Source organism: Streptomyces sp. RB17, assembly GCF_009604455.1.
Lineage (GTDB): Bacteria > Actinomycetota > Actinomycetes > Streptomycetales > Streptomycetaceae > Streptomyces.
Genome location: NZ_WEGL01000003.1, coordinates 626,666 through 650,299, shown reverse-complemented (window position 1 = coordinate 650,299; position 23,634 = coordinate 626,666). Strand labels below are relative to the sequence as shown.

Sequence of the window (23,634 nt, the reverse complement as noted above, 5' to 3'; positions counted from 1 at the left end):
TGTTGTACAGATACCCCAGTCGATGTGAGTGACGGAGAGCGCAGGCCCCCATGGTGCAGATCAAGACGCCCGAGCAGATCGCGAAGATGCGTGCGGCGGGCCTGGTCGTAGCCGCCGTCCACGCCGCGACCCGTGAGGCCGCGGTGCCCGGCGCCTCCACCAAGGACCTGGACGAGGTCGCCCGCAAGGTCCTCGCCGAGCACGGTGCCAAGTCGAACTTCCTGGGGTACGGCGGTTTCCCCGCGACCATCTGCACGTCAGTGAACGACGTCGTCGTCCACGGCATCCCCTCCGACGACGTCGTCCTCAAGGACGGCGACATCATCTCCATCGACTGCGGCGCGATCGTCGACGGCTGGCACGGCGACGCGGCCTACACGGCGTTCGTGGGCTCGGGCCACGCTCCGGAGCTGGTCGAGCTCTCCCGGGTGACGGAAGAGTCCATGTGGGCCGGCATCGCGGCGATGAAGCAGGGCAACCGCCTGGTCGACGTCTCCCGCGCGATCGAGACGTACATCCGCCGCCAGCCCAAGCCGGGCGGCGGCCGGTACGGCATCATCGAGGACTACGGCGGCCATGGCATCGGCACCGAGATGCACATGGACCCGCATCTGCTGAACTACGTCGACCGGCGCCGCGGCAAGGGCCCCAAGCTGGTGCCCGGCTTCTGCCTCGCGATCGAGCCGATGGTCTCCCTCGGCACCCCGCGCACCGAGGTGCTCTCCGACGACTGGACGGTCATCACGACGGACGGCACCTGGTCCTCGCACTGGGAGCACTCGGTCGCCCTGACCACGGAGGGCCCCCTGGTCCTGACCGCCCCCGACTGCGGCAAGGCCAAGCTGGCGGAACACGGCATCACGACCGCCCCGGACCCGCTCGGCTGACGGCGGTCCCCGATCCGCTTGCATAGTGATCTCGCGCGTGGGGCAGACTCCCTCGATTCGCCTTTCGCAGTGCGCCGTCGTAGACTGACTCGTCGGCTCTTGTGCACCCTCATGCCTTCAAGCGTGAGACGGTGACGTGAGTCGATCAAGGTAGTCGATTCGAAGGGCGAAGCGTGGCCAAGAAGCAAGGTGCCATCGAGATCGAGGGCACTGTCGTCGAGTCTCTGCCGAACGCCATGTTCAAGGTCGAGCTCCAGAACGGCCACCAGGTCCTGGCACACATCAGCGGCAAGATGCGTATGCACTACATCCGTATCCTCCCTGACGACCGGGTCGTGGTGGAGTTGTCTCCGTACGACCTGACCCGTGGCCGGATCGTCTACCGCTACAAGTAGATCTTGCCCGCATCCCGCTCACACGGGGTGGTGGCACTGACCCGGAGAACCTCAATCCAATGAAGGTCAAGCCGAGCGTCAAGAAGATCTGCGACAAGTGCAGGGTGATCCGCCGTCACGGTCGGGTCATGGTCATCTGCGAGAACCCGCGCCACAAGCAGCGCCAGGGCTGACGCACGACCGTAACCCTCTGCACCTCTATCGCAGGGATTCGCGCGACGCGAGCTGAATATGTTCATACGCAGAACCCGAGCCACACCAGCTCGACACCCCCGGTTCGGAGGCCGGGGACCCGGTTCGTACCTGATACGGCGGCCGGGAACCGGTTCTGCGGAAGACCTCCGAAGATCACCAGGAGCCATTGAATGGCACGCGTTTCCGGTGTTGACATCCCGCGCGAAAAGCGCGTGGAGGTCGCCCTCACCTACGTGTTCGGCATCGGCCGGACCCTCTCGCAGGAGACGCTGGCTGCGACCGGCGTCGACCCGAACACCCGCGTTCGTGACCTGACCGAAGAGCAGCTGGTCGCGATCCGCGAGTACGTCGACAACAACATCAAGACCGAGGGTGACCTCCGTCGCGAGATCCAGGCCGACATCCGCCGCAAGGTCGAGATCGGCTGCTACCAGGGTCTCCGTCACCGTCGCGGTCTGCCCGTCCGCGGTCAGCGCACCAGCACCAACGCCCGTACCCGCAAGGGCCCGCGTCGCGCCATCGCCGGCAAGAAGAAGCCGGGCAAGAAGTAGTCCGCAGCGGACACCTGTCCACGGTCTTCGCTGTAGGACCGACCACCTCCCGTAGGAGTTAGTAGATGCCCCCCAAGGGACGTCAGGGCGCTGCCAAGAAGGTGCGCCGCAAGGAAAAGAAGAACGTCGCTCACGGCCACGCGCACATCAAGAGCACGTTCAACAACACGATCGTCTCCATCACGGACCCGTCCGGCAACGTGATCTCCTGGGCCTCCGCCGGCCACGTCGGCTTCAAGGGCTCCCGGAAGTCCACGCCGTTCGCCGCGCAGATGGCCGCCGAGTCGGCTGCCCGCCGCGCCCAGGAGCACGGCATGCGCAAGGTCGACGTGTTCGTGAAGGGCCCGGGTTCCGGTCGTGAGACCGCTATCCGCTCCCTGCAGGCCACGGGCCTCGAGGTCGGCTCCATCCAGGACGTCACCCCGACCCCGCACAACGGCTGCCGTCCGCCGAAGCGCCGTCGCGTCTGACGCACCGGCTGCTTCAGGGCTTTTCGGGCGGTACGGCTCCGTAAAAGGGTCGTACCGCCCGTACCCTTGCAGTACCCCCGTGTTTCTCGGGCACGGGTTCCGTCGGGCGTCATATAGCGGGCGTCCACGACTGAAGGATCTGATCCACACATGCTGATTGCTCAGCGACCCTCGTTGACCGAAGAGGTCGTCGACGAGTTCCGCTCCCGGTTCGTGATCGAGCCGCTGGAGCCGGGCTTCGGCTACACCCTCGGCAACTCCCTCCGCCGTACTCTCCTGTCGTCGATCCCCGGCGCTGCTGTCACCAGCATCCGCATCGACGGTGTCCTGCACGAGTTCACCACCGTGCCGGGCGTCAAGGAGGACGTCACCGACCTGATCCTCAACATCAAGCAGCTGGTCGTCTCCTCGGAGCACGACGAGCCGGTCGTGATGTACCTGCGCAAGCAGGGCCCGGGTCTGGTCACCGCCGCCGACATCGCGCCCCCGGCCGGTGTCGAGGTGCACAACCCCGACCTCGTCCTCGCCACGCTGAACGGCAAGGGCAAGCTGGAGATGGAGCTGACGGTCGAGCGTGGCCGCGGTTACGTCTCCGCCGTGCAGAACAAGCAGGTGGGCCAGGAGATCGGGCGTATCCCGGTCGACTCGATCTACTCGCCGGTTCTGAAGGTCACGTACAAGGTCGAGGCCACGCGTGTCGAGCAGCGCACCGACTTCGACAAGCTGATCGTCGACGTCGAGACCAAGCAGGCGATGCGTCCGCGTGACGCCATGGCCTCCGCCGGCAAGACCCTGGTCGAGCTGTTCGGTCTCGCCCGCGAGCTGAACATCGACGCCGAGGGCATCGACATGGGCCCGTCCCCGACGGACGCCGCCCTTGCCGCCGACCTGGCGCTGCCGATCGAGGAGCTGGAGCTCACCGTTCGGTCGTACAACTGCCTCAAGCGCGAGGGCATCCACTCCGTGGGTGAGCTCGTGGCTCGTTCCGAGGCCGACCTGCTCGACATCCGCAACTTCGGTGCGAAGTCGATCGACGAGGTCAAGGCGAAGCTGGCCGGCATGGGCCTGGCCCTCAAGGACAGCCCGCCCGGATTCGACCCGACCGCCGCCGCGGACGCCTTCGGCGCGGACGACGACGCGGACGCGGGTTTCGTGGAGACCGAGCAGTACTGATCTCCACCACCTCCGGGGTTCGCGTCGGCGGACCCCGGATCTTCGACAGGCGACCGCCTGCTCGGATACTGACCCCGGTACCTGACACGGCCGGGGCAGACACACAGGAGAAGAACAATGCCGAAGCCCACCAAGGGTGCCCGTCTGGGCGGCAGCGCCGCGCACGAGAAGCTGCTCCTCGCGAACCTGGCGAAGAGCCTCTTCGAGCACGGCCGTATCACCACCACCGAGGCGAAGGCCCGCCGCCTGCGCCCGTACGCCGAGCGTCTGATCACCAAGGCGAAGAAGGGCGACCTTCACAACCGCCGTCAGGTGCTCCAGGTCATCACGGACAAGGGCATCGTCCACACGCTCTTCACCGAGATCGGCCCGCGGTACGAGAACCGTCCGGGTGGCTACACCCGTATCACCAAGGTCGGTAACCGCCGTGGCGACAACGCGCCCATGGCCGTCATCGAGCTGGTCGAGGCGCTGACGGTGCAGCAGAAGGCCGTGGGCGAGGCCGAGGCCGCCACCAAGCGTGCGGTCAAGGAGGCCGACGAGGCCAAGGCTGCGGAGACCACCGAGGCGCCGGCCGAGGAGGCCGCTGCCGAGGAGTCGAAGGACGCCTGAGGCTCTGCCTGACGCTGGAAGCGGGTCCGCCCTTCGGGGCGGGCCCGCTTTCGCGTACCTGAGAGGATTTCCACGTGAGCGAAGAAGTACAGCCCGGGTTCGTCCGTATCCGCCTCGACCTCTCCTACGACGGCACCGACTTCTCCGGCTGGGCCAAGCAGGCCGGCGGCCGGCGGACCGTACAGGCGGAGGTCGAGGACGCGCTGCGGACCGTCACCCGGTCCCGGGAGACGTACGAGCTGACCGTCGCCGGACGCACCGACGCCGGGGTGCACGCACGCGGGCAGGTGGCGCACGTCGATCTGCCCGAGGGGGTCTGGCGGGAGCACCACGAGAAGCTGCTCAAGCGGCTCGCCGGGCGGCTGCCGAAGGACGTGCGGGTATGGGCGCTCAGGGAGGCGCCGAGCGGCTTCAACGCGCGTTTCTCGGCGATCTGGCGGCGCTATGCCTACCGGGTCACGGACAACCCCGGGGGAGTGGACCCGCTCCTGCGCAACCACGTCCTGTGGCACGACTGGCCGCTCGACGTGGACGCCATGAACGAGGCCGCGCGGGCGCTGCTCGGCGAGCACGACTTCGCCGCGTACTGCAAGAAGCGGGAGGGGGCGACCACGATTCGCACGCTGCAGGAGCTGAGCCTGGTGCGCGGCTCCGACGGGATCATCACGGCCACCGTCCGGGCCGACGCGTTCTGCCACAACATGGTGCGCTCGCTGATCGGCGCGCTGCTGTTCGTCGGGGACGGCCACCGCGGCCCCGAGTGGCCCGGGAAGGTGCTGGCCGCGGGGGTGCGGGACTCCGCCGTGCATGTCGTACGGCCGCACGGGCTGACCCTGGAGGAGGTCGGCTACCCCGCCGACGAGCTGCTGGCCGCCCGCAGCAAGGAGGCGCGGAACAAGCGCACGCTGCCCGGCGCGGGCTGCTGCTGAACCTTCGCTTCTGCCCGGTGGAAGCGGAGGTGAAACTCACAATTAACCTGCATGTTGCAGGTAGATGTCCGGCCTTGCGGGGCATAGCGGACATGAGTCTCCTTCAATCCCTTACGAAATTCACACTGCTCATATAACCTCGCGTTTCCTGGCCATGTGTTCGACAGGGGCGGCCGGGTAAGGGTGGGGGTTTCAACGGGCCGTTGTCGGCCCGGGGGTTGGATTTTTCATGACATCAGTTGGTGCCGCGCGCACCGGGGGGCGCCGGGCTGCCGCGCGTCAGGGCGGCGGGCGGCGGAGAGCGGGCCGGGGCGGCGCCCCGTTGGGGCTGCTGCCGGTGCCGCCGACGGACCGGGAGAAGTACTCCTATGCCCACCGGTATCTGTGGATCCTGACGATCAGTTCGCTGGTCAGCTTCTGCTGCCTGGTGGTCAGCCAGTTCAAGCTGGCGGCGTCGACACCGGTGCTGTGGATCTACACGCCGCTGCTGGTCTTCACGGTGATCTACTACCTGGTGTCGTTGCGGGTGAACGGCTTCACCCGGGACTTCGACATCAACCACCACCGGCGGCTGGTGCAGAACTGGCGGCCCGAGGTCTACCCCTCGGTCGACGTGTTCCTGCCGGTGTGCGGGGAGCCCATCGAGGTGCTGCACAACACCTGGCGGCATGTGCGGGCGATGGCCGACCGGTACCCCGGGGTGTGCGTGCCGTTCGTGCTGGACGACGGCGCGAGTCCCGAACTGGCGGCCATGGCCCGGGACTTCGGGTTCCGCTACGGCACGAGGGAGAACCGGGGCTGGTTCAAGAAGGCCGGCAACCTCCACTACGGCTTCGAGCGGTCCGACGGGGCGTTCATCCTCATCCTGGACGCGGACTTCACGCCGCGGGCGGATCTGCTGGAGGAGCTGCTGCCGTACATGGACGCCGACCCGCGCATCGGGATCGTCCAGTCCCCGCAGTACTTCCGCGTGCTCGACTCGCAGAACTGGATCGAGCGCGGGGCGGGCGCGGTGCAGGAGCTGTTCTACCGCTCCGTCCAGGTGTCCCGGCAGGGCAGCGACGGCGCGATCTGCGTGGGCTCCTGCGCGATCTACCGGCGGGCGGCCCTGGAGACCAACGGCGGTACGACGCTGATCGAGCACTCGGAGGACGTGCACACCGGTTTCGACCTGCGGCGGCTCGGCTGGGACCTGCGGTATGTGCCGGTCGCGGTGTCCACCGGTGTGTGCCCGGACAGCGCGGGCGCCTTCTTCAACCAGCAGTACCGCTGGTGCTCGGGCTCGATGAGCCTGCTCGGCAGCGGCAAGTTCTGGAAGGCGAGAATCAGGCTCTCCAGCCGCCTGTGCTACATGTCCGGGTTCTTCTACTACATCCACACCGCGCTGTTCACGTTCGCCGCGCCGGTCATCCCGATCGTGCTGCTGCTGTTGATGCCGGAGAAGCTCAAGGTCGAGCATCTGCTCCTGGTGCTGCCCAGCGTCCTCTACACCACGATCATCTTCCCGATGTGGCACCGGGCGCCCTACCGCCTGGAGGCCTGGGCGGCGCGCATGATGTACGGCTGGGCGCATGTCTTCGCCATCTGGGACATCCTGCGCAGGAACCGCATGGGCTGGCAGCCGACCGGTTCGTCCGGCGCCAAGAAGAACAAGACGCGGCGCTTCTGGATCGGCATGTGGGTGTGGAGCGGCGGCACCGCGCTGGTCTGGGTCACCGCGGCGGTGTACCGCACCTTCACCATGAACGCCCCGGACTTCGCCCTGGTCCTGTCGTCCGGGCTGTTCTACGCGCTGGTGGTGGGCCGCGTGCTGGTCCAGCCGCGCGCGGAGGTGGCCGCCTGATGGGGCTGAAGGAACGTTTCCGCACGCTGCGCGCGGCCCTGGCCGGCTGCCTGGTCGGCGTCCTCGCCCTCAGCGGCTGCTCGCTGCTCGGCGACCACGCCGGCGACGCGTCACCGTCCGACGGCCCGGCGACCGCGCAGCACCCCGCGGGCGGCAAGGACGTCCCCTACGACGTCACACCGCTGCTCAAGCCGGCGAAGAAGTACTACGGGGCGGCCGTGCAGGACGCCCCGACCTCCATGAAGAACGTCGACGCGTACACCAGGACGACCGGCAAGCAGCCGAACCTCCTGGAGTACTACGCCGGCTGGGGCGACGGCTTCGACGCCACCGGCGTGCGCAAGGCCTGGGCCGAGGGCGCGCTGACGCTGATGTCCTGGGAGCCCTTCGGCACCACGGTCGCCGACATCGCGGCCGGCAAGTCGGACGCCTACCTCAAGGAGTACGCGACCGCGGTCCGCAGGCTGAACCTGCCCGTGGTGATCGACTTCGCGGACGAGTTCAACGGCCAATGGGAGAAGTGGGGCACGGACCACGTGACCCCCGCCCAGTACGTGGCCGCCTGGCGGCACATCCACGACACGTTCGTCGACGCCGGCGCCACCAACGTGATCTGGGCCTGGTCGCCCAACATCGTCAACCCGGTCCGGAACGTGAAACTGAAGCCCTACTACCCCGGTGACGCCTACGTCGACTGGGTCGGACTGATCGGGTACTTCACCCTCGGCCAGGACAACGCCTTCGACAGCGTCTTCGGGCCCACCCGCGACCAGATCCGCACCTTCACCAAGAAGCCCATGCTCCTGCTGGAGACCGCCGCCATGCCCGGCGAGCGGCGCCGCGCCGATGTCCGCAACCTGTTCGCGGGCGTCGAGGCGGACGACGACATGATCGGCTTCATCTGGTTCGACTACAAGAAGCGCGCCGACTGGCGGCTGGAGGCGAGCCCGCTGGCACTGCAGGAGTTCAAACGCCTGGCCGCCGACGACCGTTTCGGCTTCGACGTTCGGAAGCCGTCATGACCTCTCGACCCGAGCACTACACGCCCCAGCCGTACGACCCGTACGCCGAGGAAGCGGCGCAGGACGGCTGGTTCAACTCCGACGGGTACATCCCGCGGCAGCCGCAGGGCTACGACATCCCCGAGACGTACGACTACGACACCCGGACCTACCCGTACCAGCAACTGGCGGACCAGCAGACGTTCGCCCTGCGGACGGTGGCGGTACCGGAGAGGGCGGCGGAGCCGGAGTACCACGTACCCGAGACGCCGGACGCGGGCTGGGACGACACTCCGAGCCGCCGCCGGGCGTGGCTGAGCCGCGGTCTGCTCGCCGTCCTGCTGGTCATCCAGGCGCTGCTGTCCCTGCGGCTGTCCAACACCGCCTTCCAGGACGAGGCGCTGTACCTGGCGGCCGGGCACAACATCATCGATCACTGGGCGAACGGCACCCCGCTGCACAGCGGCTACGACTCCTACTTCTCCGGCTCACCGATGCTGTACCCGGTGCTGGCGGCCTTTGTGGACGGCCACTTCGGCCTGACCGGGGCACGGGCGCTCAGCCTGCTGTGCCTGCTGGGGGCCTCCGCACTGCTGTACTCCTTCACCCGGCGCCTGTTCAACGAGCGGGTCGCGCTGGTGGCGACCGCGCTGTTCGCGGTGACCCAGCCGACGATCGTGCTGGGCTGGTTCGCGACCTACGACGCCCCGGCGATCTTCCTGCTCGCGCTGTCCGCGTGGATCATCGTCCGCACCGGCCGTGCCCCCGTGGCCGCCGTGCTGCTCGCCGCACCGGTCATGGTGCTGGCGGTCGCGGTGAAGTACGCCTCCGCCCTGTATGTGCCCACCCTGCTCGTCCTCGCGGCGCTCACCGCCTGGCACCACCGCGGCCTGCGCTGCCTGCCGCGTGCGCTCCTGCTGGGTGCCGGCACCGCTGGGCTGGCCGGGCTCGGCCTCATGTACACCGACGTGCTCGCCGGTGTGCGGCAGACCACCACCGATCGCGCCCACGGCACCGACACGGCGTCCGCGCTGCTGGAGAAGTCCCTGGAATGGGGCGGCCTGATGTTCGCCGTCGCCGTCGCGGGCTCCGTCGCGTACGCGCTGCGCGGGCGGATGAACGAGTCACCGCGCTCCTACGGCCTGGACGGCCCAGGCTGGCGCTGGCGCGCCCTGCTCGGCGTCACCCTGACCGGCACCGCGCTGCTGGCCCCGGCGTACCAGATCCATCTGCACACCTCCGTCTCGCTCTACAAGCACCTGGACTTCGGTCTGCTGTTCGCCGCGCCCATGGCGGGCATCGGCGTGATCCGCCTGGTCGGCAAGCACTTCCGGTATCCGCAGCTCGGCATCATGCTCTGGGTCACCGCGCTGTGCCTCGGCGTGGCGCAGTCCGAGTGGCGGTACGGGCTGTGGCCCGACTCCACGGCGGTGGTCAAGGCGATCGAGCCGCACCTGAGTCCCGGGGGCCACTACCTCGGCGAGACCTACGAGGTGCCCGTCTACTACCTCCGGGACAAGACCAACCACTCCCAGTGGACCTCCACCTACGGCATCGGCTACGCGGACAAGAAGGGCGTGGTCCACCACGGCGACGAGGGGTACCGCCTCGCTCTGCGGGACGGCTACTTCGACCTCGTCGTCCTGGACGGTGTCGGCACCCCGGACCAGGACGCCTCCATCGAGCGGCACGTGACCGCGAGCGGCCACTACCGGCTGGTCGGCAGGATTCCGTTCCGGCTCAGCTCCGGCGCCACCGGCACGTACCGGATCTGGGTCAGAACCTCCTGACTCCGCCCTCCCTTCCGCCCCGTACACGAAAGGCCGTCCCATGCGGCTCACCGTCATCGGCACCGGCTACCTGGGTGCCACCCACGCCGCCTGCATGGCGGAACTCGGGCACGAGGTGCTCGGGGTCGACGTCGACCCGGACAAGGTCGCCGCGCTGCGGTCCGGACGCGTGCCGTTCCACGAGCCGGGGCTGCCCGAGCTGATCGCGCGGCACACGGCGAGCGGGCGGCTGCGGTTCACCACGTCGTACGAGGAGGCCGGTGCCTTCGGCGAGGTGCACTTCGTGTGCGTCGGCACCCCGCAGCGGGCGGGCTCCGACGGCGCCGACCTGACGTACGTCGACGCGGCCTTCGCGGCGATCGCCGCGCACGCGGCCGAGGACGCGCTGCTGGTCGGCAAGTCGACCGTGCCCGTGGGGACGGCCCGGCGGCTGGCGGACACGCATGGCATCGAGGTCGCCTGGAACCCGGAGTTCCTGCGGGAGGGCTTCGCCGTCGAGGACACGCTGCGGCCGGACCGGCTGGTGTTCGGGGTGGCCTCCGCGCGAGCCGAAGCGGTCCTGCGCGAGGTGTACGCCCCCGTCCTGGCCGCCGGGACCCCGCTCGTCACCGCGGACTTCCCGACCGCCGAGCTGGTCAAAACGGCCGCCAACGCCTTCCTCGCCACCAAGATCTCCTTCATCAACGCCATGGCCGAGGTGTGCGAGGCCGCGGGCGGTGACGTCGGGATCCTCGCCGAGGCCCTGGGACACGACGACCGGATCGGCCGGAAGTTCCTGCGGGCCGGGGTCGGGTTCGGCGGGGGCTGCCTGCCCAAGGACATCCGTGCCTTCGCGCACCGCGCCGACGAGCTGGGGGTCCGCCTCGCGTTCCTCCGCGAGGTCGACGCGATCAACATGCGGCGCCGCGACCGGGTGGTCGAGCTGGCCCGCGAGCTGTGCGGGGGAGCCGTTCTGGGCGCCCGGGTCGCCGTACTGGGGGCGGCGTTCAAGCCGGACTCCGACGACATCCGCGACTCGCCCGCGCTGAACGTGGCCGCGCGCCTGCAGCTCGACGGCGCCGATGTCACGGTCCACGACCCCGAGGCGATGGACAACGCCCGCAAGTCCTTCCCCCTCCTCGGGTACGCGATGTCGGCCGAGGAGGCGTTGCTCGGGGCCGATCTCGTGCTGCATCTGACCGAGTGGCCACAGTTCCGGGAGATCGACCCGGTGCGGGCCCGGTCGCTGGTTTCCCGTCCGCGGATCGTGGACGGGCGGGGGGTGCTCGACGCCGACAGGTGGACGGCGGCGGGCTGGCAGTTCCGGGCACTGGGCAGACCGGTGCCGGCAGGGGAGGGAGTCTGAATGGACACGTCGTACCGCACCGCGCGGGTCACCGTGGTCATGCCCACGTACAACGAGGCGGCGAATCTGCCGCGCATGGCCGAAGCGGTCCTGGGGCTGCCGCTGGACGGCCTGCACCTGAAGATCGTCGACGACTCCAGCCCGGACGGCACCGGGCGGATCGCCGAGGACCTGGCCGAGAAGCACAACTGGGACGGCCGGTGGCGGATGAGCGTGCTGCACCGCACCGAGAAGGACGGGCTGGGACGTGCCTACGTGGCCGGCATGAGCGCCGCGCTGGAGGAGGGCGCCGAGTACGTCGTCCAGATGGACGCCGACGGCAGCCACCCGGTGGAGGCGGTGCCGCGGATGCTCGGTACGGCCGTCGCCTCCGGTGTCGGCCTGGTGATCGGCAGCCGGTACGTCGAGGGCGGTGCGCTCGACGAGGAGTGGGGCAGGCACCGAGTGCTGCTGTCCCGCTTCGCCAACCGCTACGCCCGCGCCGTGCTCGGCACCAAGATCCGGGACATCACCGCCGGCTTCAACCTGTGGTCCGCGCGGACCCTCCGGGACGTCGACCTCTCCACCCTGGACAGCGGCGGCTACAGCTTCCAGGTGGAGCTGAAGTACAAGGCCGTCCGCGCCGGTCACAGCGCCGTCGAGATCCCGATCCGGTTCGAGGAGCGCACGGAGGGCGTGTCCAAGATGAACCTCGCGACGCAGATCGAGTCGGCGCTGGTGCCGCTGCGACTGCGGCTGCGCGACCGACGGGGCTGACGTCTCCATGGGCGGACGGCACGCGGTTCCCTCGCGGCTGGGGAACCTCTACCGCGAGATCGCGAAGTTCGGCCTGGTGGGGCTCTCCGGATTCGTCCTCAACCTCGCGGCCTTCAACATCATCAGGAGCGTCGCCCACTGGCAGCCGGTCAGGGCGAGTGTCGTGGCGACGGCCGTCGCCATCATGGGCAACTACCTGGGCCTCCGGTACTTCGCGTACCGGGACCGCGGTCAGGACGACCGGGCCGGCCGGAGGAAGGAGCTGGGTCTCTTCCTCTTCTTCAGCGGGATCGGCCTGGTCATCGAGAACGCGGTCCTCTACCTGGCCACCTACGGATTCGGCTGGGACGGCGCGCTCGCCAACAACGTCTGCAAGTTCTTCGGCATCGGCATCGCGACCCTGTTCCGCTTCTGGTCCTACCGCACGTGGGTCTTCAGGACGGCCGCCCGCCCACCGGAACGTACGGCAGTGGTCTCGCGCGGCCGGGCCCCCGCCTTCCCCGACTCGCCGGCCGAGCCCTCCGAACCCCTCTGGGGCGTCTCCGGGGAAGCAGCAGGGGTGTCCTGGCTCACCGGTTCGCCGCCGCCGACGCCTGGGCCTGGCCGCGGCGGTAGATCTGGTTGAAGATGAACTGCTGCAGGTCGTTGCCGGCGGAGAAGACCTTCGTGTCCTTGCTGGTGACGTTCTTGCCGTCGAGGAAGCCGCCGGTGGTGAAGTAGGCGTAGCGGCCGACGGAATTCGTGGTGGTCAGGCAGACCGCGCTGTTGCAGAAGCTCTTCACGCCCTTGCCGGGCAGGGAGCGCACCATGGCCTTCTTCTTGGCCTGCTGCCTGACCGTCGTGGCCTGCGCCTGGTCGTCGAAGACGGCGACGCCGACGGTGAACGCGACGCCGCCGTTGGTGTAGGTCGCGCGGATCAGCCGGGTGCAGCGGCCCGAGGTGAGGATCTTCGGCAGGTTGCCGCCGGCGGCGGAGGCGCAGTTCGTGGTGTCGGCCGTGGCGCCCTTCTTGTACACGGTGTCGCCCATGGTCAGCTGGGTGCCCGGGAAGAGGGTGTCGGCGCTGAGCGGGGCCGTGTCCTTCTTGGCGCTGGCTATGAAGTCCCTCGGGTCCAGCGGCGGCGGGGCGCTGGTGGGCGCGAAGGACGGCGTGGCCGAGCCGCTGGGCAGGGAGGCGCTGGCGGGCAGGCTGCTGGGGCCGGCCACCGGGTCGCCGCCGCCGTTCGCGGAGACGACGGCCATCGCGACCGCGGTGCCTATCGCGACCGTGGCGACCGCCCCGCCGACGACGAAGAGCAGCTTGCGGCGCTTGTTGCGGGTCTCCGAGGCCTCGGCGAGCGCGGCCCAGTCCGGGGTCCCGTCGTCACCGCCGGTGTTCCAGGACTGCTGGGAATGCGGTTTCCAGGGATCCCACTGAGACTGGGGTCCCCCCTGCCCGTAACTCATGGGGCGCATCTTAGACGGCGGCCGGGAGTGGGCACGCCGATCGCTCGTTTTGACCCTCACCGACGACCCCGGTATTCTGCTTGTTCGTTGTGTATTGGCTTGCTCATTCTCACGGGACGGGCCCTTACACCGGTCCACCGGGCCGATGACCAGCGACCCCATGTACGCGGTATGCGTCGCCGCCGTGCGGTCAAGGCTGTCGTGATCGTTTCGGTGACCTGTTCAGGACCATTCACTCGAAGCGAAGGCTACGAACCGTGCGTACGTACAGCCCCAAGCCCGGCGATGTGACGCGCCAGTGGCACGTCATCGACGCTCAGGACGTTGTCCTGGGTCGTCTCGCCACCACTGCTGCCACTCTTCTCCGGGGCAAGCACAAGCCGATCTACGCCCCCCACGTCGACGCTGGTGACTTCGTCATCATCATCAACGCGGACAAGGTGCACCTGTCCGGCAACAAGCGGACCCAGAAGATGGCGTACCGCCACTCCGGCTACCCGGGTGGTCTGCGCTCGGTCCGCTACGACGAGCTGCTCGCGAAGAATCCCGAGAAGGCCGTCGAGAAGGCCGTCAAGGGCATGCTCCCCAAGAACACCCTGGGCCGTCAGATGCTCTCCAAGCTGAAGGTCTACTCGGGCGACCAGCACCCGCACGCTGCCCAGCAGCCGGTGCCGTTCGAGATCACCCAGGTCGCGCAGTAAGTCCGGCCACCCCCTAAGACTGAAGAGAATCTGAGGAGAATCGTGGCCGAGACCACTGCCGAGCAGCCGATCGAAGAGATCGACATCGAGAGCTACACCACCGAGTCCGAGGTCCCCGTCGAGGGCGAGTACACCTCGGAGTCCCTGGCCTCCCGCTTCGGCGAGCCCCAGCCGGCCGCCGGCCTGGGCCGCCGCAAGAACGCCATCGCCCGCGTCCGGATCGTTCCGGGCACCGGCAAGTGGAAGATCAACGGTCGCACCCTCGAGGACTACTTCCCGAACAAGGTGCACCAGCAGGAAGTCAACGAGCCCTTCAAGGTGCTCGAGCTCGAGGGTCGTTACGACGTCATCGCCCGCATCGCGGGTGGCGGTGTCTCCGGTCAGGCCGGTGCCCTCCGCCTCGGTGTCGCCCGTGCCCTGAACGAGGCCGACGTCGACAACAACCGCGGCCCGCTGAAGAAGGCCGGCTTCCTCAAGCGCGACGACCGTGCGGTCGAGCGCAAGAAGGCCGGTCTGAAGAAGGCCCGCAAGGCTCCGCAGTACAGCAAGCGCTAAGCGTCGCCTGCTCGTACTCCGAACGCCCCGGCGGCACGCCACCTGTGCCGTCGGGGCGTTCGTTTATCCCAGGCAAGGGCGTATAACGACACGAGACGCTGAGCCGCTCAACGGCTTGTGTGATCGCAGTTTCCTCAGGAGGACAAGTGGGACGACTCTTCGGCACGGACGGCGTGCGCGGTGTCGCCAACGCGGACCTGACGGCCGAGATGGCGCTCGGGCTGTCCGTCGCGGCGGCCCACGTGCTGGCCGAGGCGGGCACCTTCGAGGGCCACAAGCCGACGGCGGTGGTCGGTCGGGACCCGCGGGCGTCCGGGGAGTTCCTGGAGGCGGCCGTGGTCGCGGGCCTGGCCAGCGCCGGCGTGGACGTGCGATGCGTCGGTGTGCTGCCGACGCCCGCGGTGGCGCATCTGACCGGCGCACTCGGCGCCGACCTGGGCGTGATGCTCTCCGCCAGCCACAACGCCATGCCGGACAACGGCATCAAGTTCTTCGCCCGCGGCGGCCACAAACTCGCCGACGAGCTGGAGGACCGGATCGAGGCGGTGTACGAGTCCCACCGGCACGGTGAGCCCTGGGAGCGGCCGACGGGCGCGGGCGTGGGCCGCGTGCGGTCGTACGACGAGGGCCTCGAGAGCTACGTCGTCCACCTGCTGTCCGTCCTCCCGAACCGGCTCGACGGACTGAAGGTGGTCCTGGACGAAGCGCACGGCGCGGCCTCGGGGGTCTCGCCGGAGGCGTTCTCCCGGGCGGGCGCCGAGGTCGTCACGATCGGCGCGGAGCCGGACGGGCTCAACATCAACGACGGCTGCGGTTCCACGCATCTGGACCGGCTGAAGGAGGCGGTCGTCGAGCACCGCGCGGACTTCGGCATCGCGCACGACGGCGACGCCGACCGGTGCCTGGCCGTGGACCACACCGGCGAGGAGGTCGACGGCGACCAGATCCTCGCCGTGCTCGCGCTGGCGATGCGGGAGCGTTCCGCGCTGCGCTCCGACACCGTCGTCGCGACCGTGATGTCCAACCTGGGCTTCAAGCTGGCGATGGAGAAGGCCGGGATCCACCTGGTGCAGACCGCCGTCGGCGACCGGTATGTGCTGGAGGAGATGAAGGAGCACGGGTACGCGCTCGGCGGCGAGCAGTCCGGGCACGTCATCGTCCTCGACCACGCGACCACCGGTGACGGCACGCTGACCGGGCTGCTGCTGGCGGCGCGGGTCGCCGAAACCGGCCGTACGCTGCGGGAGTTGGCGTCCGTGATGGAGCGGCTGCCGCAGGTCCTCATCAACGTGCCGGACGTGGACAAGTCCCGGGTACGGACCTCGGGCGAGCTCGCGGCCGCCGTCACCGAGGCGGAGCGGGAGCTGGGGGAGACGGGACGGGTGCTGCTCCGGCCGTCCGGCACCGAGCCGTTGGTACGGGTGATGGTCGAGGCCGCGGACATCGACCAGGCGCGGTCGGTGGCCGGCCGGCTGGCCGACGCGGTGAAGTCGGCGCTGGGGTGAACCCCAGGGTGTAACGCAGAGTGCACCATCGACGACAGGCTGTTTCTCTTGTGATCGAGGCCGCACCGCGCGGCACCCTCCTCGACGGAAGAGCGGCAGATCATGAAGACCGTGCTCAACACCCTGAAGCGAGCGGCCGGACCCGTCCTGGTGGCGGGTCTTGTCGTCGCCTCGACCGCCACCCCGGCCGCCGCCCAGACGCCGGGCTCCACGGCGTACCGGATCTTCGGCGGCTTCGCCGGGGTCCAGGCGAACAATGGCTTCAACAACAACGTCACAGCCAGCCCTTCCGGTCCTGAGCCCGGTGCCCATCTGATCTTCTCGGACACGGCGGGCATCGCGGCAGGCCCGGGCTGCACCCGGATCACCGGATCCACCACCAGCGTCGACTGCGGCAGCCTCGCCACCGTCACCCGGATCGGCATCCAGCTGGGCGACCGGGACGACACCTACAACGGGTCCGCGGTCAGCGTCAACAGCATCGTCGACGCCGGCACGGGCAAGGACTCCGTGGTCACCGGCGGCGGCAGCGACACGGTCAGCGTGCAGGACAACGCCCCTATGGACAACGTGAACTGCGGCGTGCAGCCGACCGGCGGTGCCGACACGGTGTACCGCGACCCCGGCGACACCGTCGTGGGCTGCGAAAGGGTGTTCTAGAATCCGCCGGCCTTCGCCGTACGCGCACGCTGCCTGGCCCACAGCCACTGCTGAGCCAGCAGCGTGAGCGTGCCGGCGAGCACGATGCCCAGCAGGTTCAGCAGGAGCTGGTCGGTCGAGCCGAGTGTCTGGCTCGTGTCGCCGTAGGCGAGGGCCACCGCCGCGTTGGCCGCGGCCGGGACCGTCGTCACCGAGATGGCCACGCCCACCAGGGCGCCCGACTTTGCGGAGGTCAGCGAGAGCGTGCCCGCGATGCCGGCCAGGACCGCCACGATGAAGGAGAAGGCGTCCGGGGCGTACACGAAGGCCGTGTTGGGCCGCTTGCCCTCCAGCTGTGACTTGTCGAACAGGCCGACGGCGTCCATGAAGAGGCTGAAGCCGACGGTCACCGCCATCGCCACCCCGAAGCCCACCAGCAGCGCGGTCAGCGAGCGCAGCGCGAGCCGCGGATGCCGCCGCACCAGGGCGGTGCACACACCTGCCAGCGGACCGAACTCCGGGCCCACCGCCATCGCGCCGACGATCAGGATGGCGTTGTCCAGGACGACACCGCAGGCCGCGATCATCGTCGCCAGGGTGATGAACGCGAGATAGGTCACCGACAGCGTCGACTCCTCGTGGGTCGCCTCGGTCAGCCCCTCCCACAGCACCGCGTCCACGCCCTCGCCCGGCGCCTCCTCCTCCGCCTTGTCGGCGCGCCGGGAGAGCATCAGGCCGATGTCCTCCACGGCGATCGCGCCGGTCTCGTCCAGTCCCAGCCGGCGCAGTCCGTGGATGAGTTCGTCGCCCGCCTCGCGCGCAACGTCGCACAGGACGACGTCACCGGCGGGATCGCGGGCGGTTCCCGGCAGCACCACGAGGTGGGTGGTGCCGACCGTCTTCTCGATCAGCCGCACCACCTCGTCCGTCTTCTCGGCGGGGGTGATCAGGCGCAGATGCAGCATGCCGCCCATCCAACCGGACGGACTACAGCTTGCGCAGCCTCAGCCGCTGTACCTTGTGGTCCGGGCCTTTGCGGACCACAAGGGTGGCCCGGCCGCGGGTGGGGGCGATGTTCTCGACCAGGTTGGGCTTGTTGATCGTCCGCCACAGGGTGCGGGCGTAGTCGAGGGCCTCCTCCTCCGAGACCTGGGTGTACTTGCGGAAGTACGAGTCGGGGTTCTGGAAGGCGGTCTGGCGCAGCTTCTTGAAGCGGTTGAGGTACCAGCGCTCGATGTCCTCGGCGCTCGCGTCGACGTACACGCTGAAGTCGAAGTAGTCGGCGAGGCCGACCCGGGTGCGGCCGTCCTTGCCGGGCAGGGCGGGCTGCAGGACGTTCAGGCCCTCGACGATCAGGATGTCGGGGCGGCGGACCGTGAGCCTCTGGTCCGGGACGATGTCGTAGATGAGGTGGGAGTAGACGGGGGCCGTGACCTCGTCCTTCCCGGCCTTGATGTCGGCGACGAAGCGGGTCAGGGCCCGGCGGTCGTACGACTCGGGAAAACCCTTCCGCGACATCAGGCCGCGTGCCTGAAGCTCCCGGGTGGGCAGCAGGAAGCCGTCCGTCGTCACCAGCTCCACGCGCGGGTGCTCGGGCCAGCGCGAGAGCAGGGCCTGCAGCAGGCGGGAGACGGTGGACTTGCCGCAGGCCACCGAGCCGGCGACGCCTATGACGAACGGGGTGCCGGACTGGGAGCCCTGCTCGCCGAGGAAGGTGTTCAGCGCGCCTCTGAGGCGATCCGTGGCGCCGACGTAGAGGTTGAGGAGCCGGGAGAGCGGGAGGTAGATGTCCCGCACCTCGTCCAGGTCGATCACATCGCCCAGACCGCGCAGCTTCTCCACCTCCTCGGCGGTGAGCGGCAGCGGCGTCTTGTCGCGCAGCGCGCTCCACTCGGCGCGGGTGAGGTCGACGTAGGGAGTCGCCTCCGGCCTGTGCCGGTGGGCGCTCCGGGGCATCGAGGAGACCGGTGAGATCACAGTCCATTGTTAACGGAGTTTGAACACGACGGCGGGTGGGGTCCGTCACGCTGCCCGACCCCGCACCGAGTTCCCCCTGTGGGTCGCCGTCGAAGGCCTATTCGATCAGAAACGGCCTTCGTACGACGGTGGGAATTTCCGATATCGGGCAGGCGGCGCCCAGTTCGGGCCGTTCCCGGGTCGTAGGCTGCGGCTCATGTGCGGAATCGTTGGATACGTAGGGTCACAGTCGGCGCTCGACGTCGTGATGGCCGGGCTGAAGCGGCTGGAGTACCGGGGCTACGACTCGGCGGGTGTCGCCGTGCTGGCCGACGGCGGGCTGGCCGGGGCGAAGAGGGCCGGGAAACTGGTCAACCTGGAGAAGGAGCTGGCCGAACGGCCGCTGCCGACGGGCTCGACGGGCATCGGCCACACCCGCTGGGCCACGCACGGCGGGCCGACCGACGCCAATGCCCATCCGCATCTCGACAACGCGGGGCGCGTCGCCGTCGTCCACAACGGCATCATCGAGAACTTCGCGGTCCTGCGGGCCGAACTCGCCGAGCGCGGCCACGAGCTGACGTCCGAGACGGACACCGAGGTCGTCGCCCACCTGCTCGCCGAGGAGTTCTCCTCGTGCGCGGACCTCGCGGAGGCCATGCGGCTGGTGTGCCGGCGGCTGGAGGGCGCGTTCACGCTGGTCGCGGTGCACGCCGACGCGCCGGACGTGGTGGTCGGCGCGCGCCGGAACTCGCCGCTGGTGGTGGGCGTCGGCGAGGGTGAGGCGTTCCTGGCCTCGGATGTCGCCGCGTTCATCGCCCACACGCGCTCGGCGATCGAGCTGGGCCAGGACCAGGTGGTGGAGCTGCGCCGCGACGGGGTCACGGTGACGGGCTTCGACGGCCGCCCGGCCGAGGTCCGCAGCTACCACGTGGACTGGGACGCGTCGGCCGCCGAGAAGGGCGGCTACGACTACTTCATGCTCAAGGAGATCGCCGAGCAGCCCAAGGCGGTCGCCGACACGCTGCTGGGCCGTATCGACCCCTCGGGCTCGCTGACGCTGGACGAGGTCCGCATCTCGCCCTCCGAGCTGCGCGAGATCGACAAGGTCGTCATCGTCGCGTGCGGTACGGCCTTCCACGCCGGCCTGATCGCCAAGTACGCCATCGAGCACTGGACGCGCATCCCCTGCGAGGTGGAGCTGGCCAGCGAGTTCCGCTACCGGGACCCGATCCTGGACGGCCGCTCCCTGGTCATCGCCATCTCCCAGTCCGGCGAGACCATGGACACCCTGATGGCGCTGCGGCACGCCCGCGAGCAGGGCTCCAAGGTGCTGGCGATCTGCAACACCAACGGCTCGACGATCCCGCGCGAGTCCGACGCGGTGCTGTACACGCACGCCGGGCCGGAGGTCGCGGTCGCGTCCACCAAGGCCTTCCTGACCCAGCTGGTGGCCTGCTACCTGGTGGCGCTGTACCTGGGCCAGGTGCGCGGCACCAAGTGGGGCGACGAGATCCAGGCGGTGATCAAGGACCTGTCCCGTATCTCGGTGGAGGTCGAACGGGTCCTGGAGACGATGCGGCCGGTGCGCGAGCTGGCCCGGAGCCTGGCGGCGAAGAACACGGTGCTGTTCCTGGGCCGCCATGTGGGCTACCCGGTCGCCCTCGAAGGGGCGCTCAAGCTGAAGGAACTCGCCTACATGCATGCCGAGGGCTTCGCGGCGGGCGAGCTGAAGCACGGTCCGATCGCGCTGATCGAGGAGGACGTGCCGGTGGTGGTCGTCGTCCCCTCCCCGCGCGGCCGCTCGGTCCTGCACGACAAGATCGTCTCCAACATCCAGGAGATCCGGGCGCGGGGTGCCCGCACGATCGTCATCGCCGAGGAGGGGGACGAGGCGGTGGTCCCCTACGCCGACCACCTGATCCGCATCCCGGCCACGCCGACCCTGCTGCAGCCGCTGGTGGCGACGGTGCCGCTCCAGGTCTTCGCGTGCGAGTTGGCCACCGCCAGGGGGAACGAGGTGGATCAGCCCCGGAATCTGGCGAAGTCGGTGACGGTGGAGTAGCCCTTCGGGGCGCGGTCAGTGCACCGAGAAGCCGCCGTCCACGGAGATCGACTGGCCGGTGACGTAGGCGGAGGCGCGGCTTGCGAGGAAGACGGCCGCGCCTTCGAAGTCCTCGGCGAGGCCGTTGCGGCCGGTCATCGTGCGGGCGGCCAGGGCGGCCACCTTCTCCGGGTCGGACGACAGACGCTGGTTGAGGGGCGTCATCACGAAGCCCGGCACCAGGGTGTTGACCGTGACGCCGTACGGCGACCAGGCCTCGGCCTGCGAGCGGGCGAGCGACTCCAGCGCGCCTTTCGACACGCCGTACGCCCCGCTCTGCACGAAGGCGCGGTGGGCCTGCTGGGAGGTGATGTGGATGATCCGGCCGAAGCCGCGCTCCGCCATGCCGGGCCCGAACCGCTGTCCCAGCAGGAACGGCGCCTCCAGGTTCACGGCCATGGTGGTGTCCCACACGTCCTCGCCCAGCTCGCCCATCGGCGGCCGCAGGTTGATCCCGGCGGAGTTGACGAGGATGTCCGGCTCACCGAAGACACCGGCCGCCTCCTCGGCCGCCGCACGCACACCGTCGCGCGTGCCCAGATCGGCAGCCACCCAGCCGGCCCGGCAGCCCTCGGCCGTCAACTCGCCGACGGTCTCGGCCAGTTGTTCCTCGGTGCGGGCCACGACCACCACCCTCGCGCCGGCCCGCGCCAGCGCCCCGGCGACGGCCCGGCCGATGCCGGAACTGCCTCCGGTCACCATGGCGACACGGCCGTCCAGCGAGAAGAGTTCGGAGAGATAGGCCCGGGACGTCATGGACGGAGCGTAGACCGCACGCGTCCGGCCCGGCAGCCGGATATCGGCAGGTGGGCGGGTGTCGCCGGGTCCGCGATCGTAGGCTGCCCGGCATGAGCATCATCGGAGTGGGGATCGACGTCGCCGAGATCGACCGGTTCCGCGCGTCGTTGGAGCGGACGCCCGGGCTGGCCGATCGGCTGTTCGTGGAGAGTGAACTGCTGCTGCCCAGCGGGGAGCGGCGCGGGATCGCCTCGCTCGCGGCCCGGTTCGCCGCCAAGGAGGCCCTGGCGAAGGCGCTGGGGGCGCCGCCCGGTCTGCACTGGACCGATGCCGAGGTGTTCGTCGAGGACAGCGGTCAGCCCCGGCTGCGGGTGACGGGCTCCGTCGCCGCCCGGGCGGCGGCACTGGGGGTGACGTCCTGGCACGTCTCGCTGAGCCATGACGCGGGCGTCGCCTCGGCCGTGGTGGTCGCCGAGGGCTGAGCACCGGGTGTGGGTGACGGCCGTTCCGGGGCAGACTCGGTGCCATGCGGAGTGCGTACAGCGTGGAGACGGTAAGGGCGGCCGAACGGGCACTGATGGCGCGGCTGCCGGAGGGTGCGCTGATGCAGCGGGCCGCCGCGGGACTGGCCGCCGCAAGCGCCGAGTTGCTCGGACGGGTGTACGGCAGCCGGGTGGTGCTGCTCGTCGGCAGCGGCGACAACGGCGGGGACGCGCTGTACGCGGGGGCGCGGCTGGCCCGGCGCGGGGCCGGGGTCACGGCCGTGCTCCTGACGCCCGAACGGGCGCACCCGGGCGGGTTGGCCGCGCTGCGGCGAGCGGGGGGAGCGGTCGCCGCGGCGGATTCCGCCGGCGGGCTGATCGAGCGGGCCGACCTCGTCGTGGACGGGATCGTCGGAATCGGCGGCAAGGGCGGGCTACGGCCCGAGGCCGAGGCCCTGGCCCAGGCCGCCGAGCGCTCCCGGGCCGCGGTGGTGGCCGTGGACCTGCCGAGCGGCGTCGAGGCCGACACCGGAGAGGTGCGGGGAGCCGCCATCCGGGCCGATCTGACGGTGACCTTCGGGACGTACAAGCCGGGGCTGCTGATCGATCCGGGGCGGGAGTACGCGGGCGTGGTGCGGCTGGTCGGCATCGGTCTCGAACTGCCCGCCGAGACCGAGTTGCACGCCCTGCAACATGCCGACGTGGCACGGCTGTTGCCGGTGCCGGCCGCGGAGAGCGACAAGTACCGGCGCGGGGTCGTCGGCATCGCCGCCGGCTCCGCCCGCTACCCCGGCGCCGCCGTGCTCGCCGTCTCCGGGGCGCTGCGGGGCGGTGCGGGGGCCGTGCGGTACGTCGGGCCGGCCGGGGAGGCGGTCATCGCCCGCTTCCCGGAGACACTGGTGTCCGACCGGGGGCCGGCGAAGGCGGGGCGCGTACAGGCCTGGGTGGTCGGGCCGGGGGCCGGGGAGGACGCGGCGACCGTGGCCGAGGTGCTCGGGGCGGACGTGCCGGTGCTGATCGACGCGGACGGGCTGCGGCTGGCCGAGCGGGACGCGGTGCGCGCGCGTACGGCACCGACCCTGATGACGCCCCATGCCGGGGAGGCGGCCGCGCTGCTCGGGGTACGGCGGGAGGAGGTCGAGGGGGCTCGCCTGGCCGCGGTGCGGGAGTTGGCGGCGGTGTACCGGGCGACCGTACTGCTGAAGGGTTCCACGACCCTGGTCGCCGACGCCGCGGGCGGTGCCGCGCGGGTGAACGCCACGGGGACGTCCTGGCTGGCCACAGCGGGCAGCGGCGACGTGTTGTCGGGCCTCGCCGGATCCCTGCTGGCGGCGGGGTTGTCCGCGCTGGACGCGGGGAGTACGGCGGCGTATCTGCACGGCCTGGCCGGAAGGTTCGCGTCGGACGGGGCACCGGCGGGGGCACACGACGTCGCTGCGCACATCCCGGAGGCCTGGAGGGACGTGCACACGCTGTAGCCGCCGGCACGGCAGCGCCCTGAAGGGGCGCGGGCCCCTGTCGATATGCGGCTCCGCCGCGTGGGCGCGACCAGCCACGATGTA

General features: G+C 69.9%; 25 protein-coding genes. 21 read left to right on the top strand and 4 right to left on the bottom strand.

Annotation, left to right across the window (positions count from 1 at the left end; genetic code table 11):
• The first annotated feature begins 50 nt into the window (after positions 1-50).
• From map to SRB17_RS16560, 14 genes are all read left to right on the top strand, one after another.
• The gene (map, locus tag SRB17_RS16625; protein ID WP_153539270.1) at positions 51-887 is read left to right on the top strand and encodes a type I methionyl aminopeptidase; all 837 of its coding nucleotides are present in this window, start codon (positions 51-53) and stop codon (positions 885-887) included.
• A 173-nt stretch (positions 888-1,060) separates the two neighbouring features.
• Positions 1,061-1,282, top strand: coding sequence for a translation initiation factor IF-1 (infA, locus tag SRB17_RS16620; RefSeq protein WP_003948620.1), 222 nt, complete (start codon positions 1,061-1,063; stop codon positions 1,280-1,282).
• Between the two features lie 59 nt (positions 1,283-1,341).
• Positions 1,342-1,455, top strand: coding sequence for a 50S ribosomal protein L36 (rpmJ, locus tag SRB17_RS16615; protein ID WP_003998809.1), 114 nt, complete (start codon positions 1,342-1,344; stop codon positions 1,453-1,455).
• Positions 1,456-1,647: 192 nt separating this feature from the next.
• Positions 1,648-2,028, top strand: a complete 381-nt coding sequence (rpsM, locus tag SRB17_RS16610; RefSeq protein ID WP_116148529.1) for a 30S ribosomal protein S13 — start codon at positions 1,648-1,650, stop codon at positions 2,026-2,028.
• Positions 2,029-2,093: 65 nt separating this feature from the next.
• Positions 2,094-2,498, top strand: coding sequence for a 30S ribosomal protein S11 (gene rpsK / locus SRB17_RS16605; RefSeq protein ID WP_003956432.1), 405 nt, complete (start codon positions 2,094-2,096; stop codon positions 2,496-2,498).
• Positions 2,499-2,648: 150 nt separating this feature from the next.
• Positions 2,649-3,671, top strand: a complete 1,023-nt coding sequence (locus SRB17_RS16600; RefSeq protein WP_003966937.1) for a DNA-directed RNA polymerase subunit alpha — start codon at positions 2,649-2,651, stop codon at positions 3,669-3,671.
• A gap of 117 nt (positions 3,672-3,788) precedes the next feature.
• On the top strand, positions 3,789-4,283 hold the full coding sequence (gene rplQ / locus SRB17_RS16595; RefSeq protein WP_153539268.1) for a 50S ribosomal protein L17: 495 nt from the start codon (positions 3,789-3,791) through the stop codon (positions 4,281-4,283).
• 74 nt (positions 4,284-4,357) lie between these two features.
• The gene (truA, locus tag SRB17_RS16590) at positions 4,358-5,212 is read left to right on the top strand and encodes a tRNA pseudouridine(38-40) synthase TruA (protein ID WP_323375687.1); all 855 of its coding nucleotides are present in this window, start codon (positions 4,358-4,360) and stop codon (positions 5,210-5,212) included.
• 427 nt (positions 5,213-5,639) lie between these two features.
• Positions 5,640-7,055, top strand: coding sequence for a glycosyltransferase family 2 protein (locus SRB17_RS16585; protein ID WP_323375817.1), 1,416 nt, complete (start codon positions 5,640-5,642; stop codon positions 7,053-7,055).
• Positions 7,055-8,077: a glycoside hydrolase family 26 protein gene (locus SRB17_RS16580; protein WP_153539266.1), complete on the top strand. Its 1,023-nt coding sequence runs from the start codon at positions 7,055-7,057 to the stop codon at positions 8,075-8,077. Before SRB17_RS16585 ends, SRB17_RS16580 begins: the two co-directional genes overlap by 1 nt.
• Positions 8,074-9,846: an ArnT family glycosyltransferase gene (locus SRB17_RS16575; RefSeq protein ID WP_153539264.1), complete on the top strand. Its 1,773-nt coding sequence runs from the start codon at positions 8,074-8,076 to the stop codon at positions 9,844-9,846. Before SRB17_RS16580 ends, SRB17_RS16575 begins: the two co-directional genes overlap by 4 nt.
• A 40-nt stretch (positions 9,847-9,886) precedes the next feature.
• Entirely contained in the window at positions 9,887-11,191 is a 1,305-nt protein-coding gene (locus tag SRB17_RS16570) for a UDP-glucose dehydrogenase family protein (protein WP_153539262.1), read from the top strand.
• On the top strand, positions 11,192-11,947 hold the full coding sequence (locus SRB17_RS16565; protein WP_153539260.1) for a polyprenol monophosphomannose synthase: 756 nt from the start codon (positions 11,192-11,194) through the stop codon (positions 11,945-11,947). It abuts the gene before it with no gap.
• A gap of 7 nt (positions 11,948-11,954) precedes the next feature.
• The gene (locus SRB17_RS16560) at positions 11,955-12,572 is read left to right on the top strand and encodes a GtrA family protein (RefSeq protein ID WP_153539258.1); all 618 of its coding nucleotides are present in this window, start codon (positions 11,955-11,957) and stop codon (positions 12,570-12,572) included.
• Here SRB17_RS16560 and SRB17_RS16555 read toward each other — a convergent pair.
• On the bottom strand, positions 12,517-13,392 hold the full coding sequence (locus SRB17_RS16555; RefSeq protein ID WP_153539256.1) for a hypothetical protein: 876 nt from the start codon (positions 13,390-13,392) through the stop codon (positions 12,517-12,519). The two genes, SRB17_RS16560 and SRB17_RS16555, sit on opposite strands and share 56 nt — an antisense overlap.
• Before the next feature lie 257 nt (positions 13,393-13,649).
• Between SRB17_RS16555 and rplM the strand changes: the two genes are divergently transcribed.
• The 4 genes from rplM to SRB17_RS16535 all read left to right on the top strand — a co-directional run bounded on the left by rplM (position 13,650) and on the right by SRB17_RS16535 (position 16,813).
• Positions 13,650-14,093, top strand: coding sequence for a 50S ribosomal protein L13 (rplM, locus tag SRB17_RS16550; RefSeq protein WP_276110719.1), 444 nt, complete (start codon positions 13,650-13,652; stop codon positions 14,091-14,093).
• A 42-nt stretch (positions 14,094-14,135) separates the two neighbouring features.
• On the top strand, positions 14,136-14,648 hold the full coding sequence (rpsI, locus tag SRB17_RS16545; protein WP_100827765.1) for a 30S ribosomal protein S9: 513 nt from the start codon (positions 14,136-14,138) through the stop codon (positions 14,646-14,648).
• Positions 14,649-14,794: 146 nt separating this feature from the next.
• On the top strand, positions 14,795-16,153 hold the full coding sequence (gene glmM, locus SRB17_RS16540; protein WP_323375685.1) for a phosphoglucosamine mutase: 1,359 nt from the start codon (positions 14,795-14,797) through the stop codon (positions 16,151-16,153).
• A gap of 102 nt (positions 16,154-16,255) precedes the next feature.
• Entirely contained in the window at positions 16,256-16,813 is a 558-nt protein-coding gene (locus SRB17_RS16535) for a hypothetical protein (protein ID WP_153539247.1), read from the top strand.
• On the opposite strand, the gene SRB17_RS16530 is transcribed toward SRB17_RS16535, so the two are convergent.
• Positions 16,810-17,757, bottom strand: a complete 948-nt coding sequence (locus SRB17_RS16530) for a DUF389 domain-containing protein (protein ID WP_153539245.1) — start codon at positions 17,755-17,757, stop codon at positions 16,810-16,812. The genes SRB17_RS16535 and SRB17_RS16530 overlap by 4 nt on opposite strands.
• A 22-nt stretch (positions 17,758-17,779) precedes the next feature.
• On the bottom strand, positions 17,780-18,748 hold the full coding sequence (gene coaA, locus SRB17_RS16525; protein WP_153539840.1) for a type I pantothenate kinase: 969 nt from the start codon (positions 18,746-18,748) through the stop codon (positions 17,780-17,782).
• Positions 18,749-18,965: 217 nt separating this feature from the next.
• On the opposite strand from coaA, the gene glmS reads away from it, so the two are divergent.
• Positions 18,966-20,813: a glutamine--fructose-6-phosphate transaminase (isomerizing) gene (glmS, locus tag SRB17_RS16520; RefSeq protein WP_153539243.1), complete on the top strand. Its 1,848-nt coding sequence runs from the start codon at positions 18,966-18,968 to the stop codon at positions 20,811-20,813.
• Positions 20,814-20,828: 15 nt separating this feature from the next.
• Here glmS and SRB17_RS16515 read toward each other — a convergent pair whose 3' ends face one another.
• Complete coding sequence (locus tag SRB17_RS16515) at positions 20,829-21,608, bottom strand: SDR family NAD(P)-dependent oxidoreductase (RefSeq protein WP_153539241.1); 780 nt, start codon at positions 21,606-21,608, stop codon at positions 20,829-20,831.
• Between the two features lie 92 nt (positions 21,609-21,700).
• Here SRB17_RS16515 and SRB17_RS16510 point away from each other — a divergent pair, with 92 nt between their 5' ends.
• On the top strand, positions 21,701-22,072 hold the full coding sequence (locus tag SRB17_RS16510; protein WP_153539239.1) for a holo-ACP synthase: 372 nt from the start codon (positions 21,701-21,703) through the stop codon (positions 22,070-22,072).
• A 44-nt stretch (positions 22,073-22,116) separates the two neighbouring features.
• Positions 22,117-23,550: an NAD(P)H-hydrate dehydratase gene (locus tag SRB17_RS16505; protein WP_153539237.1), complete on the top strand. Its 1,434-nt coding sequence runs from the start codon at positions 22,117-22,119 to the stop codon at positions 23,548-23,550.
• Positions 23,551-23,634: the final 84 nt, after the last annotated feature.

What these genes read in the sequence shown, in the direction of transcription:
- map (WP_153539270.1), top strand. Translation starts at nt 51, where the DNA reads ATGGTGCAGATCAAGACGCCCGAGCAGATCGCGAAGATGCGTGCGGCG.
- rpmJ (WP_003998809.1), top strand. Translation starts at nt 1,342, where the DNA reads ATGAAGGTCAAGCCGAGCGTCAAGAAGATCTGCGACAAGTGCAGGGTG.
- rpsM (WP_116148529.1), top strand. Translation starts at nt 1,648, where the DNA reads ATGGCACGCGTTTCCGGTGTTGACATCCCGCGCGAAAAGCGCGTGGAG.
- rpsK (WP_003956432.1), top strand. Translation starts at nt 2,094, where the DNA reads ATGCCCCCCAAGGGACGTCAGGGCGCTGCCAAGAAGGTGCGCCGCAAG.
- SRB17_RS16600 (WP_003966937.1), top strand. Translation starts at nt 2,649, where the DNA reads ATGCTGATTGCTCAGCGACCCTCGTTGACCGAAGAGGTCGTCGACGAG.
- rplQ (WP_153539268.1), top strand. Translation starts at nt 3,789, where the DNA reads ATGCCGAAGCCCACCAAGGGTGCCCGTCTGGGCGGCAGCGCCGCGCAC.
- SRB17_RS16580 (WP_153539266.1), top strand. Translation starts at nt 7,055, where the DNA reads ATGGGGCTGAAGGAACGTTTCCGCACGCTGCGCGCGGCCCTGGCCGGC.
- SRB17_RS16575 (WP_153539264.1), top strand. Translation starts at nt 8,074, where the DNA reads ATGACCTCTCGACCCGAGCACTACACGCCCCAGCCGTACGACCCGTAC.
- SRB17_RS16570 (WP_153539262.1), top strand. Translation starts at nt 9,887, where the DNA reads ATGCGGCTCACCGTCATCGGCACCGGCTACCTGGGTGCCACCCACGCC.
- SRB17_RS16565 (WP_153539260.1), top strand. Translation starts at nt 11,192, where the DNA reads ATGGACACGTCGTACCGCACCGCGCGGGTCACCGTGGTCATGCCCACG.
- SRB17_RS16560 (WP_153539258.1), top strand. Translation starts at nt 11,955, where the DNA reads ATGGGCGGACGGCACGCGGTTCCCTCGCGGCTGGGGAACCTCTACCGC.
- SRB17_RS16555 (WP_153539256.1), bottom strand. Translation starts at nt 13,392, where the DNA reads ATGAGTTACGGGCAGGGGGGACCCCAGTCTCAGTGGGATCCCTGGAAA.
- SRB17_RS16535 (WP_153539247.1), top strand. Translation starts at nt 16,256, where the DNA reads ATGAAGACCGTGCTCAACACCCTGAAGCGAGCGGCCGGACCCGTCCTG.
- SRB17_RS16530 (WP_153539245.1), bottom strand. Translation starts at nt 17,757, where the DNA reads ATGCTGCATCTGCGCCTGATCACCCCCGCCGAGAAGACGGACGAGGTG.
- coaA (WP_153539840.1), bottom strand. Translation starts at nt 18,748, where the DNA reads ATGCCCCGGAGCGCCCACCGGCACAGGCCGGAGGCGACTCCCTACGTC.
- glmS (WP_153539243.1), top strand. Translation starts at nt 18,966, where the DNA reads ATGTGCGGAATCGTTGGATACGTAGGGTCACAGTCGGCGCTCGACGTC.
- SRB17_RS16515 (WP_153539241.1), bottom strand. Translation starts at nt 21,608, where the DNA reads ATGACGTCCCGGGCCTATCTCTCCGAACTCTTCTCGCTGGACGGCCGT.
- SRB17_RS16510 (WP_153539239.1), top strand. Translation starts at nt 21,701, where the DNA reads ATGAGCATCATCGGAGTGGGGATCGACGTCGCCGAGATCGACCGGTTC.
- SRB17_RS16505 (WP_153539237.1), top strand. Translation starts at nt 22,117, where the DNA reads ATGCGGAGTGCGTACAGCGTGGAGACGGTAAGGGCGGCCGAACGGGCA.